The 13,751-nt window shown below is 62.4% G+C and carries 10 protein-coding genes and 1 pseudogene; 2 read left to right on the top strand and 9 right to left on the bottom strand.

Annotated elements, in window-relative coordinates:
• The 6 genes and pseudogenes from ACHFFR_RS01250 to ACHFFR_RS01275 all read right to left on the bottom strand — a co-directional run.
• A pseudogene (locus ACHFFR_RS01250) lies at positions 1-539 on the bottom strand (hypothetical protein); the annotation flags it as partial.
• Positions 540-747: 208 nt separating this feature from the next.
• Positions 748-2,943: a dipeptide ABC transporter ATP-binding protein gene (locus ACHFFR_RS01255; protein ID WP_394262451.1), complete on the bottom strand. Its 2,196-nt coding sequence runs from the start codon at positions 2,941-2,943 to the stop codon at positions 748-750.
• Positions 2,940-3,965 carry an ABC transporter permease gene (locus ACHFFR_RS01260; protein WP_394262452.1) on the bottom strand — a complete coding sequence of 342 codons (1,026 nt, stop codon included), beginning with the start codon at positions 3,963-3,965 and terminating at the stop codon, positions 2,940-2,942. Before ACHFFR_RS01260 ends, ACHFFR_RS01255 begins: the two co-directional genes overlap by 4 nt.
• Positions 3,965-4,972 (bottom strand): ABC transporter permease, encoded by a 1,008-nt coding sequence (locus tag ACHFFR_RS01265; RefSeq protein ID WP_394262453.1) that lies wholly within the window; start codon positions 4,970-4,972, stop codon positions 3,965-3,967. The genes ACHFFR_RS01260 and ACHFFR_RS01265 overlap by 1 nt, the downstream gene beginning before the upstream one ends.
• Positions 4,973-5,214: 242 nt before the next feature.
• Positions 5,215-6,789 carry a class I adenylate-forming enzyme family protein gene (locus tag ACHFFR_RS01270; RefSeq protein ID WP_394262454.1) on the bottom strand — a complete coding sequence of 525 codons (1,575 nt, stop codon included), beginning with the start codon at positions 6,787-6,789 and terminating at the stop codon, positions 5,215-5,217.
• Complete coding sequence (locus ACHFFR_RS01275; RefSeq protein WP_394262455.1) at positions 6,782-8,047, bottom strand: M18 family aminopeptidase; 1,266 nt, start codon at positions 8,045-8,047, stop codon at positions 6,782-6,784. Before ACHFFR_RS01275 ends, ACHFFR_RS01270 begins: the two co-directional genes overlap by 8 nt.
• Before the next feature lie 37 nt (positions 8,048-8,084).
• Here ACHFFR_RS01275 and ACHFFR_RS01280 point away from each other — a divergent pair, with 37 nt between their 5' ends.
• A complete protein-coding gene (locus ACHFFR_RS01280) occupies positions 8,085-9,077 on the top strand; it encodes an aldo/keto reductase (RefSeq protein WP_394262456.1) in 993 nt (330 codons plus the stop codon).
• A gap of 56 nt (positions 9,078-9,133) precedes the next feature.
• Here ACHFFR_RS01280 and ACHFFR_RS01285 read toward each other — a convergent pair whose 3' ends face one another.
• Positions 9,134-9,850 (bottom strand): alpha/beta hydrolase family protein, encoded by a 717-nt coding sequence (locus ACHFFR_RS01285; protein WP_394262457.1) that lies wholly within the window; start codon positions 9,848-9,850, stop codon positions 9,134-9,136.
• A 77-nt stretch (positions 9,851-9,927) separates the two neighbouring features.
• Positions 9,928-10,398, bottom strand: coding sequence for a protein-tyrosine phosphatase family protein (locus tag ACHFFR_RS01290; protein WP_394262458.1), 471 nt, complete (start codon positions 10,396-10,398; stop codon positions 9,928-9,930).
• 211 nt (positions 10,399-10,609) lie between these two features.
• Between ACHFFR_RS01290 and ACHFFR_RS01295 the strand changes: the two genes are divergently transcribed.
• Positions 10,610-12,823 carry an NADP-dependent isocitrate dehydrogenase gene (locus tag ACHFFR_RS01295; RefSeq protein WP_394262459.1) on the top strand — a complete coding sequence of 738 codons (2,214 nt, stop codon included), beginning with the start codon at positions 10,610-10,612 and terminating at the stop codon, positions 12,821-12,823.
• Positions 12,824-12,952: 129 nt separating this feature from the next.
• Here the strand turns inward: ACHFFR_RS01295 and ACHFFR_RS01300 are convergent, their stop codons facing one another.
• On the bottom strand, positions 12,953-13,576 hold the full coding sequence (locus ACHFFR_RS01300) for a PepSY domain-containing protein (RefSeq protein ID WP_394262460.1): 624 nt from the start codon (positions 13,574-13,576) through the stop codon (positions 12,953-12,955).
• Between the last annotated feature and the right edge of the window lie 175 nt (positions 13,577-13,751).

A 13,751-nucleotide genomic window follows, 5' to 3' on the forward strand; every position in this document is an offset into this window, starting at 1 on the left:
CACGCAACGCCCTCAACCTGGAGCGAACATGCCTTCCACGTTGCTTCGTAGTCAGCAACCGTGATCGGCGTGCCGTCGTTCCACTTGGCCTCAGGGTTGAGGTTCATCGTGAGAACCATGGCGTAGTCGCCCTCGCCCTCGGCGTTCATGTCGTAGGACTCGACGTAGTTCGGGTTGACGTCGAATTCACCGTTCTCGGTGAAAATCCAGTTCACCGGTGCGATGTACGAGTAGATGGTGGACGAAAGATCGACGGTGTTGCCGTCAACGTGGAACGCGTTCCACTGCTCCGGATAGGACGAGATTGCGAGCGAGAACTCGCCGCCGTCCTGGAGTTCAGCTGGATCTACCTTGTTGTAGTCGGAGCCGGGAAGTTCTGTAGACGAACCCTCGCCTTCGCCGCCTTCGCCGCCGCCGTCTGTCGACGTGCCGCCATCGGTACCACCGTTGGTCTCCCCGCCGCCATCGGACGACGTGCAAGCGCTCAGCGTGAGTGCAGCTGCAGCAAGTAGTGCAATGCTTGCTTTCTTCAATCGCATATATTTGTCCTCCTTTAGGACCTTACTCTCGCCGGACGTGCGAAAGTTACATGGACATAGATTAGACCACAATCTCGAATTCGTGAAAGCTGAGTGCCACTCGTTACCGAAGCGTTACACAGCAAATCCCACGGCTTTGCGCCTATCAAGGGCGTGAAAAAGGGCGGAACCACGATCACCGTTCGTGGTTCCGCCCTGTCAACATACGCTAGAAAACGTTGATGTGACGCGGGAAGTAACAGGCTACTTCGTGGTCGTCACCCATCGTCGTGAAGTCCGGATGAGCCGCCTCGCAGACGGCCTTATCGTCCGGGCTGAGCGTCTCATAGACTGGACAGCGCGTCACGAATCGACAGCCGGTTGGCGGGTTTGCCGGCGACGGCAGGTCACCCTCCAACAGGATACGGGTGCGGTTGCGTTCCTTGGCCGGATCTGGGATCGGGATCGCGGACAGCAGCGCCTGAGTGTACGGGTGACGCGGAGATTCGAACACCGCATCCACATCGCCGATCTCCACGAGCTTGCCGAGGTACATAACGGCCACGCGATCCGCAATATGGCGGATAACGGACAGATCGTGTGCCACGAACAGGTACGAGAGGTTCAGCTTCGCACGCAGCTCATCGAGCAAATTAATCACACCGGCCTGAATCGACACATCGAGTGCCGAGACGGGCTCGTCAAGTATGAGCAACTTGGGCTGAACCGCAAGCGCTCGCGCGATTCCGATTCGCTGGCGCTGGCCACCGGAGAAGTTACGCGGGTAACGGTTCACGTGCGCGGGCTCGAGGCCCACCATCGCCATGAGTTCCTTGACGCGCGGCTCAACATCTTTCTTGTCCCAGCCGGCGTACTTCAACGGCTCGGCAATGATGTCGAAGACCGGCATACGCGGATCGAGCGACGCCATCGGATCCTGGAAGACCACCTGGAGGTCGGTACGCACGCGCTTACGGTCCGCACGGCTCATCTGCGCAGTGTTCTCACCCAGCACCACAATATTGCCGTCAATGGGCTCCACGAGGTCGAGGACCTCCATGAGCGTCGTCGTCTTTCCGGAGCCGGACTCACCCACGAGGCCGAGCGTTTCGCCGGCACGGATGTCCAGCGAGATCCCGTCGACGGCGTGGACGGTTCCAACACGACGACGGAAGACCGAGCCCTTCATCAGCGGGAAGTGCCTCTTCATGTTCTCCACGCGGAGAACTTCCTGACGCTCGTTGCGCGGCGTGCCGTCAAACGGCGGGATCACCGGCTCGGGCAACGGGTAGATGTCCTCGTAGGACCGCGATTCGTCGCGAATCTCATGCGCGCGTACACACGCCACTTCGTGCGGGAAGTCCGGGTTATCCGACTTCACGTCACGCAGCACCGGCTCGCCGTCGAGACACTGCAACTCGGCAACCGGGCAACGCGCCGCGAAGGGGCAGCCCGTCTGCTCGTAGAGCATCGAGGGCGGATTACCTTCGACGACGGCGAGCTGGTTCTCCTTGCGCGAATCAAGGCGCGGGAGCGAACCGAGCAGGCCGATGGTGTAAGGCATCGCCGAGTGGTAGAAGATCTCGTCCACGGCGCCGCGCTCGACAATGCGACCGGCGTACATGACGGCCACCTTGTCTGCAATACCGGCCACAACACCCAGATCGTGGGTAATCATGATGACGGCAGCGCCGGTTTCGTGCTGTGCTTTGCGCAGCACGTCGAGAATCTGCGCCTGAATCGTCACGTCCAGGGCCGTCGTCGGCTCGTCGGCGATGATCAAGTCGGGATTGTTCGAGATCGCCATCGCGATCATCGCGCGCTGGCGCATACCGCCCGAGAACTCGTGCGGGAAGGACTTGATGCGGATCTCCGGGTTAGGAATACCCACGATGTCCAGAAGCTCGATCGCGCGCGCCTCGGCGTCCTTGTCCGAGATGGACTTGTCGTGCGCCTGTAGCGCTTCGATGATCTGATCACCGATCGTGTAGACCGGCGTGAGAGCCGAGAGCGGGTCCTGGAACACCATGGCCACGGTCTTGCCGCGGATCTTCGACATGTAGGAATCGGAGGTGCCGAGCACATCGACTCCGTGGAGCTTAACCGAGCCCTGCACGTTCGCGGACTGGTCGAGCAGCCCCATGATTGACATCGAGGTCACGGACTTTCCGGAACCGGACTCGCCCACGATGCCGAGGACCTCGCCCGAATGAACGGTGAGGTTGACTCCGCGAACCGCGTGAACGACGCCGTCCTCCGACGGGAACCGCACGTGAAGATCGTGAACCTCAACGACGGGCACGCCGTCAATGGGGGTCGGCAGGTCCTTCGGGTCCGGGTTGCGCGTGGACTTCTTGCGGGACTTGCGAGCTTTCACTTTCGGTTCAGTCTTCACAGACTCTTCTTTCATTGGCGACTGGCTCATGCCTTGCCTCCTCCGGACTTCGACGACGGATCGAGCGCGTCTCGCAGGCCGTCACCGATGAAGTTCACCGAGACGAGCATCAGCACGAGGACAGCAGCTGGTGGCAAGAACAGCCACGAGTGTGTGAGCGCGGACGACTGGCCCGCACCAATCAGCGAACCGAGGGAGACCTGGGGGTCCTTCACGCCGAAGCCGAAGTATGACAGCGAGGTCTCCGACAGCACGGCCGTGGCGACGCCCAGCGTGAAGTCGATAATCAGTAGCGAGGAAATGTTGGGCAAAATGTGGCGGACAATGATCGTTCCCGAGGGGACGGACATGTACTTCGCCGCATGCACGTAGTCGAGAGACTTGACCGACATGGTCAGTGATCGCACCACGCGCGCCGTGAGCATCCAGCCGAACGCCGCAAGTAGCAGGATGAAGATGAATACGCCGGTGTTCTCCGAGCCGAAGCGGTTGGAGATGATTGCGATCATCAGGAAGGCCGGGATGACGAGCATGAGATCGATGATCCACGTGGCAACCTTGTCGACCCAACCGCCGAAGTAGGCGGCCGCCGAACCGAAGAGTGCGGCCCAGCCGGTCTGGATGAGCGCCACGGAGAAGCCGATAATGATGGACTTGCGCAAGCCCTCCATCGTCATTGCGAACATGTCGCGCCCGCGGCGATCCGTGCCGAACAGGTGATCGGCGTCCGGCGGCTGCAGGTAGTGCCCGCGGTCGCGCTCCATGTATGTCCAGTCGGACAGGGAGGGGCCGATCAGTGCGAGCAGGAGCACGAGGATGAGGCCAACAACGCCGACGACGGCGGTCTTGTTACGCCAGAAACGACGTGCCACGATCTGACGGCGCGAGTAGCGCTTCGTCTTAGCAATGCGTTCGTTGGTCTGCTGGGTCAGTGTGTCTTTGACTGCGCGAAGCTCGTTCACGTCAGCCATGGGCGAGATCTTCTGCGGCATGACGGCCTCTTCTGCCGGCGGTGCCAGTGTCTCGTCTACTTCAGGATTCTTGTCAGTCATTAGTTCACCCTCACTCGCGGATCAACTGCAGCAATGAGGACGTCGGAGAGGAATGCACCGGTGAGGGTTGCCGCTCCGGAGAACGCAACCACCGCGGCGGTTCCGTTGATGTCCTGGGCCTGAATTGTTCGCACGCCGTAAATACCCATGCCTTCCCAGCCGAAGACCTGCTCCGTAATGGCTGCGCCGAGCACGAGGAGGGCGATGCCGAAGGCGAAGTAGGTGGCGATCGGAATGAGCGAGGTGCGCAGCGCGTGCTTGCGAACGGCCGTGCCGTAGCGCAGGCCCTTGGCGCGGGCGGTACGCACATAGTCAGCGCCGAGCGTGTCCAGCATGAGGTTGCGCTGGTAACGCGAGTACGTGGCGAGACCGCTCAGTGAAATTGCGATGGTCGGCAGCAACAGGTGTTGCATGCGGTTCAGGATCATTGGCCAGAATTCCTTGGGCGGAATCGTGGCCTGTGGGCCAATAAATTGGAAGAAGTTCGTATCGAATGTGTTGTTGAACCACACGGCCGTCATCTGCAGGCCGATGGCGATAACCATGGCCGGGGTCGAAATGATGATCATCGCGAGGATAGTGATGATGCGATCGGGGATCGAGTACTGGTGAACAGCTGCCCATGCACCAATGGCCACGCCGCCGATGATGCCAATGAAGAAGCCGAGGAACACAAGCTGGAGCGAGAGTCCAATACGGTTGGACACCTGCTGGTTCACGGACTCACCCAGAGGCGAGTATCCCCAATCCCAATTGGCAATCATGCCCAGCCAGTCGACGTAGCGTTCGACGATGGGCTCTTGCGGATTGATATTCCAAGCGTTGAGTCGGGCGTCAACGGTGTGCACGACCTCAAGATAGGTCGTGTTAGCCATCTTGGTGAGCTCGTTTTCGATCAGCAACGAGCGCGGGTCTAGCTGCGTACCCGCCAAGAAGTAGGCAATGGTGACGGCGACGAAAAGAAGAATTAAGTAATTCAGCAAACGCCGGAGCAAATACTTAGTCATGCGAGGCCTTTTCTAGTGCGACATCCTCCGCCTCGCTGGGACGTGGATGTTCAGTTTCACTTCTGGTCAGGAAGTCTATACCTAACCCGACTCCTAATCACATCTCTCAACTGCACAGTGGCCGAAAATCGGTTCAACATCACCCATTTACCGCAGTTTGCAGGTTTATCATGCGACCAGATCCACAGTCGCAACTCCAAAACGTGGCACTCGGACGGCGCCGAGGACGCGCAAAGTACACCTTAGGCCGTGTGGAACATAGCAGCGAGGGCGTTCTTGTCCGCCTTGCCGTTCGCGTTGGTGGGCAGCGCGTCGACGACGATGAGCTTGCGCGGCACCTTGAACCGGGCAAGGCTCTGCCTGACGAAGGCCTGCACCTCTACGAGCGTGGGCGCTTCGTGGCCCGGTTCCATGACGACGGCGGCTGAGACGGATTCTCCCCACGTCGGGTCCGGGGTGCCGATGATCGCACAGTCGGCAATGCCCGGCATCTGTGCCAACACCGCCTGAATCTCCTCCGCCTGTATCTTCACGCCGGCCGAGTTGATGATGTTGTGGAGCCGGCCGATTAGCCACAGGAAGCCGTCGTCGTCGATCGTCACAATATCGCCCGTGTGAAGCCAGCCGGCGCGGAAGGTCTGCGCGCTGAGTTCCGGATCGTGCCAGTAGGAGGCGACCACGCTCGGGCCGCGCACAACCAGCTCACCCTCGGTGGCGTCGTTGCCCTCCGCGTCCACGATGCGCGCTTCGACGTGCGAGAACGGGCGGCCGATCGAGCCCGCGCGCTCCTCGAGCTGCTCCGCCACGAGGTAGGACCCCGACGCGGCCGTCTCCGTCATCCCCCACACGTTGAGCGGTTTCAGGCCGTGGTCGACGAGGCGCTGCAATAACGACGGCGACGCCGGCGCTCCCCCGATCAGCGGCAAGCGCCATGCGCTGAGGTCGCGGTCGTCGAAGGTCGGGTCATTGAGCAGGGCGACGTACATCGTGGGCACGCCGAACATGATCGTCACCTCGTGCTCCTCTAGGAGATCCAGCACGCGCGCAGAGTTGAAGTTCCGCTCGATGATGACCTTGCCGCCGTGAACGAAGAGGTCGAGGGTGACCCCGTTGAACCCGCCGATGTGCGTCAGCGGCGCAACGGTAAGCACGACGTCGTGGTTCGAGTACTCAAATCCCTCCCGGAAGTTTTGCGAGCCCCACCACAGCTGGGCATGCGTGAGCTCCACGCCCTTGGGCTTGCTCGCCGAGGCGGAGGTGAAGATCATCGCCGCCGGGCCCTCCGGGTATTGGCGCGAGTTCAGCGCCGTCGAGCCGTCCTTGATCGTCGTGATGAACTTGCCGTTTTGAGCCTCTTTTGCCGCTGTGATCCCGTAGAACCCGTGGCCGATCGCAGCGGAGACGGACGGGTCGAAGACGTCGTCGATCACGAGGTGGACGAGCGGGAAGGGCGAGTCGAACATGCCGCCGTCGGCAGCCTGCGGCTCGACGACCACGACACGCGGCGCGCAAAAATCCACGAGTTCTTGATGATCCTGGCGGGTCAGGCGCGGTGAGAGCGGCACGAAAATCGCGCCGAGCCTCGCGCAGGCCACGTGGAGCAGCAGGTGATAGGGCGAGTTGCGGGCGATGAGGACCACGCGGTCGCCGGCGCTGACGCCGGTTGCCGCGAGCATCTGGGCGAGCTGACGCGTTGCGACCGCGGCCTCGACCACGCTCGTCGTCTGCCCGTCGTACACAATCGACGCGCGGTTCGGATGCGCGCGGGCCGCGCGATCGAGCGCGTGCGCCGGATTGTAGTTCGGTTTCTTAAGCACCGGCCCAATACCCTTCGAGAATCTTCGTCATTGCCTCGATGTCACCCGGCGAGGAAATCTCGCGAACGGAGTGCATTGACAGGAGCGGAATGCCGCAATCCACGGTCACGATGCCAAGTCGCGACGCCGTGAACGGGCCGATCGTCGAGCCGCACGGCACATCGTTGTTCGACACAAACGCTTGAGTGACGACGCCGGTGGCCGCCGCCGAGCGTAGCCACAGCGCGGAGCCTTCGGCTTCAGTTGCGTAGCGCTGGTTGGCGTTGAGTTTGAGGAGTGGTCCGCCGCCGAGGATGGGCTGGTGATCGGGATCGTGCTTGCCCACCTTGTTGGGGTTCACGGAGTGGCCGGCATCGGCGGAGATGCATGAGGAGTTGGCGAGCATGCGGGCGAAACGCTCGTAGCCCGTCGCCTCGAGGTCGAGACCCTCGCAGATGCGGCGCAGCGTGCTTTCGAGGAAGGGGCCATCCGCGCCGGAATAGGTGGATGAGCCGACCTCCTCGTGATCGAATGCCACGAAGACGGCGATGTCCTCGTGATCGTGTGACTCCATCGTCACAAACGCGCTCAGGGAGGAAAAGACGGAGGACAGGTTGTCCTGGCGGCCCGAGGCGAAGAACGTTTCGCCGCTCGGCCCACCGAACATCGCTGGCTCTTGGACGTCGTAGGCGAAAAGATCGTGGCCGGCCACGCGGTGAGTGGGGATGCCGGCATGGTCGGCGAGGTACTCGAGGAGGTTGGACTCGTCGATCGACCAGATCGGCTTGTAATCCACCTGCTTCGACAGTTCGAGCTTCTGGTTGACGCTCCGATCGAGATGCGGCGCCGTTTGCGGGATGACCATGACGGCTGGCGTACGTACCAGGTGCACTTCGCCGTCGAGATCGGTGAGGATGCCGGCAATGCCAAGATCGCGGTTGAGCCACGAATTCAGGAGCGGGCCGCCGTAAACCTCCACGTTGACCTGCCCGAACCCGGAGGCGGTGCTCCCCGGAGTCGGCTTGATCTTGAAGGTCGGTGAATCCGTGTGCGAGCCGACGATCCGGAAGCCCGTTTCGGGTTTGACACCGCCCACATGCCACGCGATGACCGCGCCACCTCGGAGGATAAAGCCGCGCTCGTGACCAGCCCACGCCTCTCCCTCAACCTGCTGCATGTATCCGGCGTCGCGCAGCCGATCGGCAATCACCGCCGCCGCGTGGAAGGAGGTTGGCGAGTCAGATATGAAGCGTGCGTAGTCGTCGATCAATTCAGTCATGGCACACAGTCTAAATGCCTTGTTCCTAGGCGTCGATATGCTCGACGAGAACCGCGAGCGCGCGCAGCTGGCTGAAATGATCTGGATCACTGGCCGGGCGGCGCATTCCGGTTACGATGGCGAAATGAACTTTGACGTTGAGAGCTTCAGTGGTCTACCTGTGATTGGCGGCGGAGACGTGTGCGGCCCCGACGGCTGCGGTCCGGCCGAGGGCGCTGGCACAGCAGGCAGCACTGGCACAGCAGAAAGCACTGGCGACGCCGATTTCGCGCACCCCGCCATTGAGCTGAGCGACGGCACCTCGATCCCGCAGCTCGGATTTGGCACGTGGCGGCTGACGGAGCGCGACGACGACGCGCTCGCCGCGGCGCTCGAGACCGGCTACCGCCACATCGACACGGCAACCGTCTATAAGAACGAGGAGATGGTCGGGCGCGTACTCGGCTCCTCCGGCCTCGACGGCGTCTACATCACCACGAAGATTCACCCCACCGACGAGCGGGAACCCGCCGAGGTCATGGCCGCCTCGCTCGAGGCGCTTCAGGTTGAGCGCGTGAACATGTGGCTGCTGCACAACACCTCGGATCGCAACGTTGACATCTGGCGCGCCATGATCGAGGAGCAGGAAAAGGGCCACACGGCGTCGATTGGCGTTTCGAACCTCTCGATTGCGGAGATCGATGAGCTCATCGATGCCACGGGCGTTGCTCCGGTGATGAACCAGTTCCGCCTCGGCCTCTCGCTCCACGACCCCGAATTCGTTGCCGCCCTTCGTGAGCGCGGCATCGCACCCGAGGGTTACTCACCGCTACGCGCCACGAACCTCGACGATCCGCACATCATCGACGTCGCACAGAATCTCGACGTCGATCCGGCGGACGTGGTGATCGCCTGGCACATGGCCAAGGGATACATTGTTATTCCGAAGTCGGCCACCGCGTCCCGTATTCGCTCGAACGCGTATGCCTCGCGCCTGACCCTCTCCGAGCAGCATATCGCTCAGCTCGATCGTATGGAGCGGACCGCGTAAAGGTGCAGACCGCGCAAAGGTAGGGCACGGACCGTGTCTAGATAATAGGTATGGCCCTAGTCTTCGAGGCTCGCGAGCGCCCCGAGCAGGTAGACCCAGGCGTCGTGGTCGGGGCGGATGAGATCGATGTGGTTCGCGGCCTCAACGATCGCGAGGTTAAACGGTTCCGAGCGCAGGTCGCGTGAGCGCTCCACGGGAATCGTCTCGTCTGCCGTTCCGTGGATGATCTCCACGCTGAGCTCGTGGGCGCAGTACTTGGCGTGGCCGAGCTGGTAGTAGTTAAAGATCGGGTCGTAGAGCGCGTAGCGGTCCGGGAGTTCCTCGGGTGTTCCGCCGATCCAGCGGTACGTCTTACCCGTGTCGTATTCGGGATCCTCGCGCATGTCTCGCGCCAGATCCACGATCGGGGCGAGCAGGATGGCCTCAACCGGGCCGAGTTCTGGCGCAAGTACAACGTTGAGTGCCCAGGTGCCGCCGGCGTCGTGACCAATCCATACGGCGTCCTTGAGCACCTCGTGTTGGGCGAGGGTATGGGAGTCGTTGGCCACCAGCTCGGGGCGGCCGGGCTCGAGTCGGCAGCTTGGCAAAGCCACGCGATAGCCAGCCTGCGCGAGGGCGCGAGCCGCAGGGCGCGTCGTCGCTATCGCATTGTCCGTCAGGAAGCGTCCGCCGTGTAGAAAACAGATCGGCTTGGCATCCTCGGCGCCGTACCATTCGATGAATTGGCGCGGATCGTCGCCGTAGCGTTCAATCGAGTCTGGGAAAACGGGCAAACTCCGGAGCCATCGCGCTGCCCCGGACTCCCCCTGCGTGAATTGGGTGACGTCCTGCAACCCCTCGCGGGCCTCCATTAGTTCCTCTCGGCACCCATGTCTCGCACGAAGGCGCGCTGAGCGGGAGTTTCTACGGAGAGCTTGTTGTAGTGCGACTTGACGTAGTCGATCGCCTCTTGGGGAGCCATCCCGTCAAGCACGCCGATGATGGCCAGCGCCGTGCCGGTTCGGCCAACGCCACCACCGCACACGATTTCCACGCGCTCAGACTTCGCACGCTCGTAGGCTTCTTTGAGGATTTCGTGGGCCTGAGAAGTGCGGCGAGGAAGGCGGAAGTCGGGCCAGTCAATCACGATCGTTTCAGTCGCGCTCGAGGTGATGCCGGCGCGGCCGAGCCGCGAACCGACGCTGGTGGTGAGCATGATGCACAGGTCGGCAGGCTCTTCGACGCGCTTGCGCCACGAGCGTCCCCTGATCCGACACCCGGAAGGGAATTCGACAACGCCCGGAGCGATATTCCATCGCTCCTCGGTGCGCCCTTGCTTCATGTGTCCCTCCAACCGTGCCAAAGTGATTTCACCGTACCAATCTCAGGTAAAAACTGACGAGGCGTCTCGCACAAAATCGCCGTTTGTAGGGAAAGATCACACCCGTAACCAGCATTAGTCAACGAGTTTGCGTACTGCCTCACATAACCGCGCAATTTCATATAATCTTGAGATCAAGAGAATTTTGTTCGTCTCGAACTCAGGAGCATCAATGGCCACGATTATCTATACGCACACCGACGAAGCCCCCATGCTGGCAACAGGTTCCCTCCTCCCGATCATCGAAGCGTTCGCCGCCAAGGCGGGCATCGAGGTCGAGACTCGCGATATTTCGCTCTCCGGTCGCATCATCGCCGCGTTCTCTGATCTGCTTCCCGAGGATCAGCGTCAGCCCGACGCCCTCGCCGAGCTCGGCGAACTGGCGAAGACCCCCGAGGCGAACATCATCAAGCTGCCGAACATTTCGGCGTCGATCCCCCAGCTCAAGGCAGCCGTCAAGGAGCTGCAGGCCGAGGGTTACGAGCTTCCGAACTACCCGGAGGATCCGACGACGGACGAGGAGCGCGATTGGCGCGCCCGCTACGACTCGGTCAAGGGCTCGGCCGTGAACCCCGTGCTGCGCGAGGGCAATTCCGATCGTCGCGCCCCGCAGGCCGTGAAGAACTTTGCGAAGAACAACCCGCACTCGATGAAGCCGTGGGCCGATGATTCCAAGACGCGCGTGGCCACGATGGACGCGAACGATTTCCGCGCCAACGAAGTCTCCACCGTGGTGCCGGCGGATGGAACGGCGCAGATCGTGCACGTGGGTCCCGACGGCTCGGAGACCATCCTCAAGGACAGTCTCGCAGTGAGCGAGGGCGAGGTGCTCGACGGTACGAAGATGGACGCCGCCGCGCTTGAAGAGTTCCTCTCCGAGCAGGTCGCCGCTGCCCGCGATGAGGACGTGCTCTACTCGCTCCACCTCAAGGCAACGATGATGAAGGTTTCGGACCCGATCATCTTCGGCCACGCCGTGCGAGCCTTCTTCCCGAAGACGTTCGAGGCGTACGGCGAGAATCTTGCCGCCGCTGGCCTCTCGGCCAACGACGGCCTGGGCACGCTGTTTGCGGGCCTTGAGGATCTCGAGAATGGCGATGAGATCCGCGCGTCGTTTGATCAGGAGATGAAGGACGGGCCGCGCCTGTCGATGGTCAACTCCGACCGCGGGATCACCAACCTGCACGTGCCCTCCGACGTCATCGTTGACGCCTCGATGCCCGCCATGATCCGCAACGGCGGCCAGATGTGGGGCCCGGATGGCGAGTCGGACGACACGATCGCCGTCATCCCCGATTCCTCCTACGCGGGCGTCTACCAGGCCGTGGTCAAGGACTGCCAGGCACACGGCGCGTTCGACCCGACGACGATGGGCACCGTTCCGAACGTCGGCCTCATGGCCCAAAAGGCCGAGGAGTACGGCTCGCACGACAAGACGTTTGAGATCGAGGCCGACGGCACCGTTGAGGTTCGCCTCGGCGACGACGTGCTGCTGTCGGTTCCGGTGAGCGAAGGCGACATCTACCGCTCGTGCCAGACCAAGGACGACCCGATCCGCGACTGGGTTCAGCTCGCCGTACGCCGCTCGCGCATCTCGGGCATGCCGGCGATCTTCTGGCTCGATCCCGAGCGCGAGCACGATCAGCAGATCCGCGCGAAGGTCGAGGGGTACCTCAAGAGCGAGGACACGGAAGGGCTCGACATTCAGATCCTCTCGCCCGTGGACGCCACGAAGGCGACCCTCGAGCGCGTGCGCCGCGGCGAGGACACGATTTCCGTGACCGGCAACGTGCTGCGCGATTACCTGACGGACCTGTTCCCCATCATGGAGCTGGGCACGTCGGCTAAGATGCTCTCGGTCGTCCCGCTCATGGCCGGTGGCGGCCTGTTCGAGACCGGCGCCGGCGGTTCCGCGCCCAAGCACGTCGAGCAGCTCATCGAGGAGCACCACCTGCGTTGGGATTCGCTCGGCGAGTTCCTCGCGCTGGCCGAGTCGCTTCGCCACCTCTCGCGCTTCGCGGATAACCCCCGCGCCGCCGTCGTCGCTGATGCGCTCGACCGCGCCACGGAAACGCTTCTGAGCGAGGGCCGCTCGCCGCAGCGCCGCACCGGCACGCCGGACAACCGATCCTCGCACGCGTGGCTCGCCACCTACTGGGCTGACGAGCTCGCGAAGCAGACCGACGACGCCGATCTGGCCGCGGCCTTCGAGCCGATCGCGGCGGAGCTGGCGGACAACGCCGAGAAGATCCAGCAGGATCTCATCGATGTGCAGGGTCAACACTCGGGCATCGAGGGCTACTACCATCCGGATCCGGCTCAGGTCGAGGCCGCGATGCGCCCGTCGGCAACGTTGAACAAGATCATCGACGCCATGCGCGGCTAACGCTGCTGCCGCGGCGTGATGCTCGCGGCTAGCTAAGGCGCGAATCGGGCACGAGAAAGGGCGTACCACGGGGTGAAAACCCCGGTGGTACGCCCTTTCGGTTAAGCGTTAGGCCAGCTGACGGTGTTGTTAGTTCCGAACCTCGCCGGTGTTAGCGTCAACGTGGACTTCGACGTCGTTCGTGGTCGAGGTGTCGATGTCGATCTCCCAGCGGCCGTCCTCGTAGGATGCCTCATCGAGATCGCCAGGAGTGGATTCGAGAGCGGTGGCTATCGCGTCGTCGATCGTCACGGCGGCGGATGCGGCGGCGGTGTCGGCGTCGTCCACATCGTCGGTCTCGCGCTCGATGACCTGATCGCCCTTCACCTTGATCTCGTGCAAGGTGGAGCCAGCCACGATGTCGATGTCCCAGTGGCCGTCGTCGTCCCAATCTTGCGAGACGACCACGCCGTCGGTGTCGCCTGCTTCAGCGACGACGCTCAGCGCGGTGTCGCGAGCGGCCTGCGCGCCGTCGACTCCACGGTCCGAGGCGCCGGCTGCGCCGTCGTTTGCGCTGGTCGTGCTCTCAGTGGCGCCGTCGGTTGCGCCATCATCCATCGCATCATCGACAGCATCGGACGCTTCGTCCGCGACCTCAGAGGCTGCGGTCTGGGCATCATTGACAGTGTTTTCAACGTCATCGCTCGAGCACGCTGCCAGTCCAAGGGACAGGGCAACAGTGGCGGACAAACTTCCAAACTTCTTTAGATTCATGACAATTACGGTACGCCCACTCAAACCGTACAGACGAAGAGATTTCACAATCGGATGAAGATTAAAGGAATTCTCATCTGCGTCTCATCATCCGGCTAAGCGTCGAGACCCGCGCGGGCGCTAAGCGCGGCGCAGGCGCCTGCCTAAGCACTGGCGCGAGCCCCTCCCTAAGAAC

Origin of the sequence: Trueperella sp. (assembly GCF_043424875.1) — a bacterium.
Taxonomy (GTDB): Bacteria; Actinomycetota; Actinomycetes; order Actinomycetales; family Actinomycetaceae; genus Trueperella.

Bases quoted from the DNA above. Each gene is read 5' to 3' on its own strand.
- ACHFFR_RS01300 (WP_394262460.1), bottom strand. From the start codon at position 13,576: ATGAATCTAAAGAAGTTTGGAAGTTTGTCCGCCACTGTTGCCCTGTCC.
- ACHFFR_RS01255 (WP_394262451.1), bottom strand. From the start codon at position 2,943: ATGAGCCAGTCGCCAATGAAAGAAGAGTCTGTGAAGACTGAACCGAAA.
- ACHFFR_RS01295 (WP_394262459.1), top strand. From the start codon at position 10,610: ATGGCCACGATTATCTATACGCACACCGACGAAGCCCCCATGCTGGCA.
- ACHFFR_RS01290 (WP_394262458.1), bottom strand. From the start codon at position 10,398: ATGAAGCAAGGGCGCACCGAGGAGCGATGGAATATCGCTCCGGGCGTT.
- ACHFFR_RS01275 (WP_394262455.1), bottom strand. From the start codon at position 8,047: ATGACTGAATTGATCGACGACTACGCACGCTTCATATCTGACTCGCCA.
- ACHFFR_RS01265 (WP_394262453.1), bottom strand. From the start codon at position 4,972: ATGACTAAGTATTTGCTCCGGCGTTTGCTGAATTACTTAATTCTTCTT.
- ACHFFR_RS01280 (WP_394262456.1), top strand. From the start codon at position 8,085: ATGCTCGACGAGAACCGCGAGCGCGCGCAGCTGGCTGAAATGATCTGG.
- ACHFFR_RS01260 (WP_394262452.1), bottom strand. From the start codon at position 3,965: ATGACTGACAAGAATCCTGAAGTAGACGAGACACTGGCACCGCCGGCA.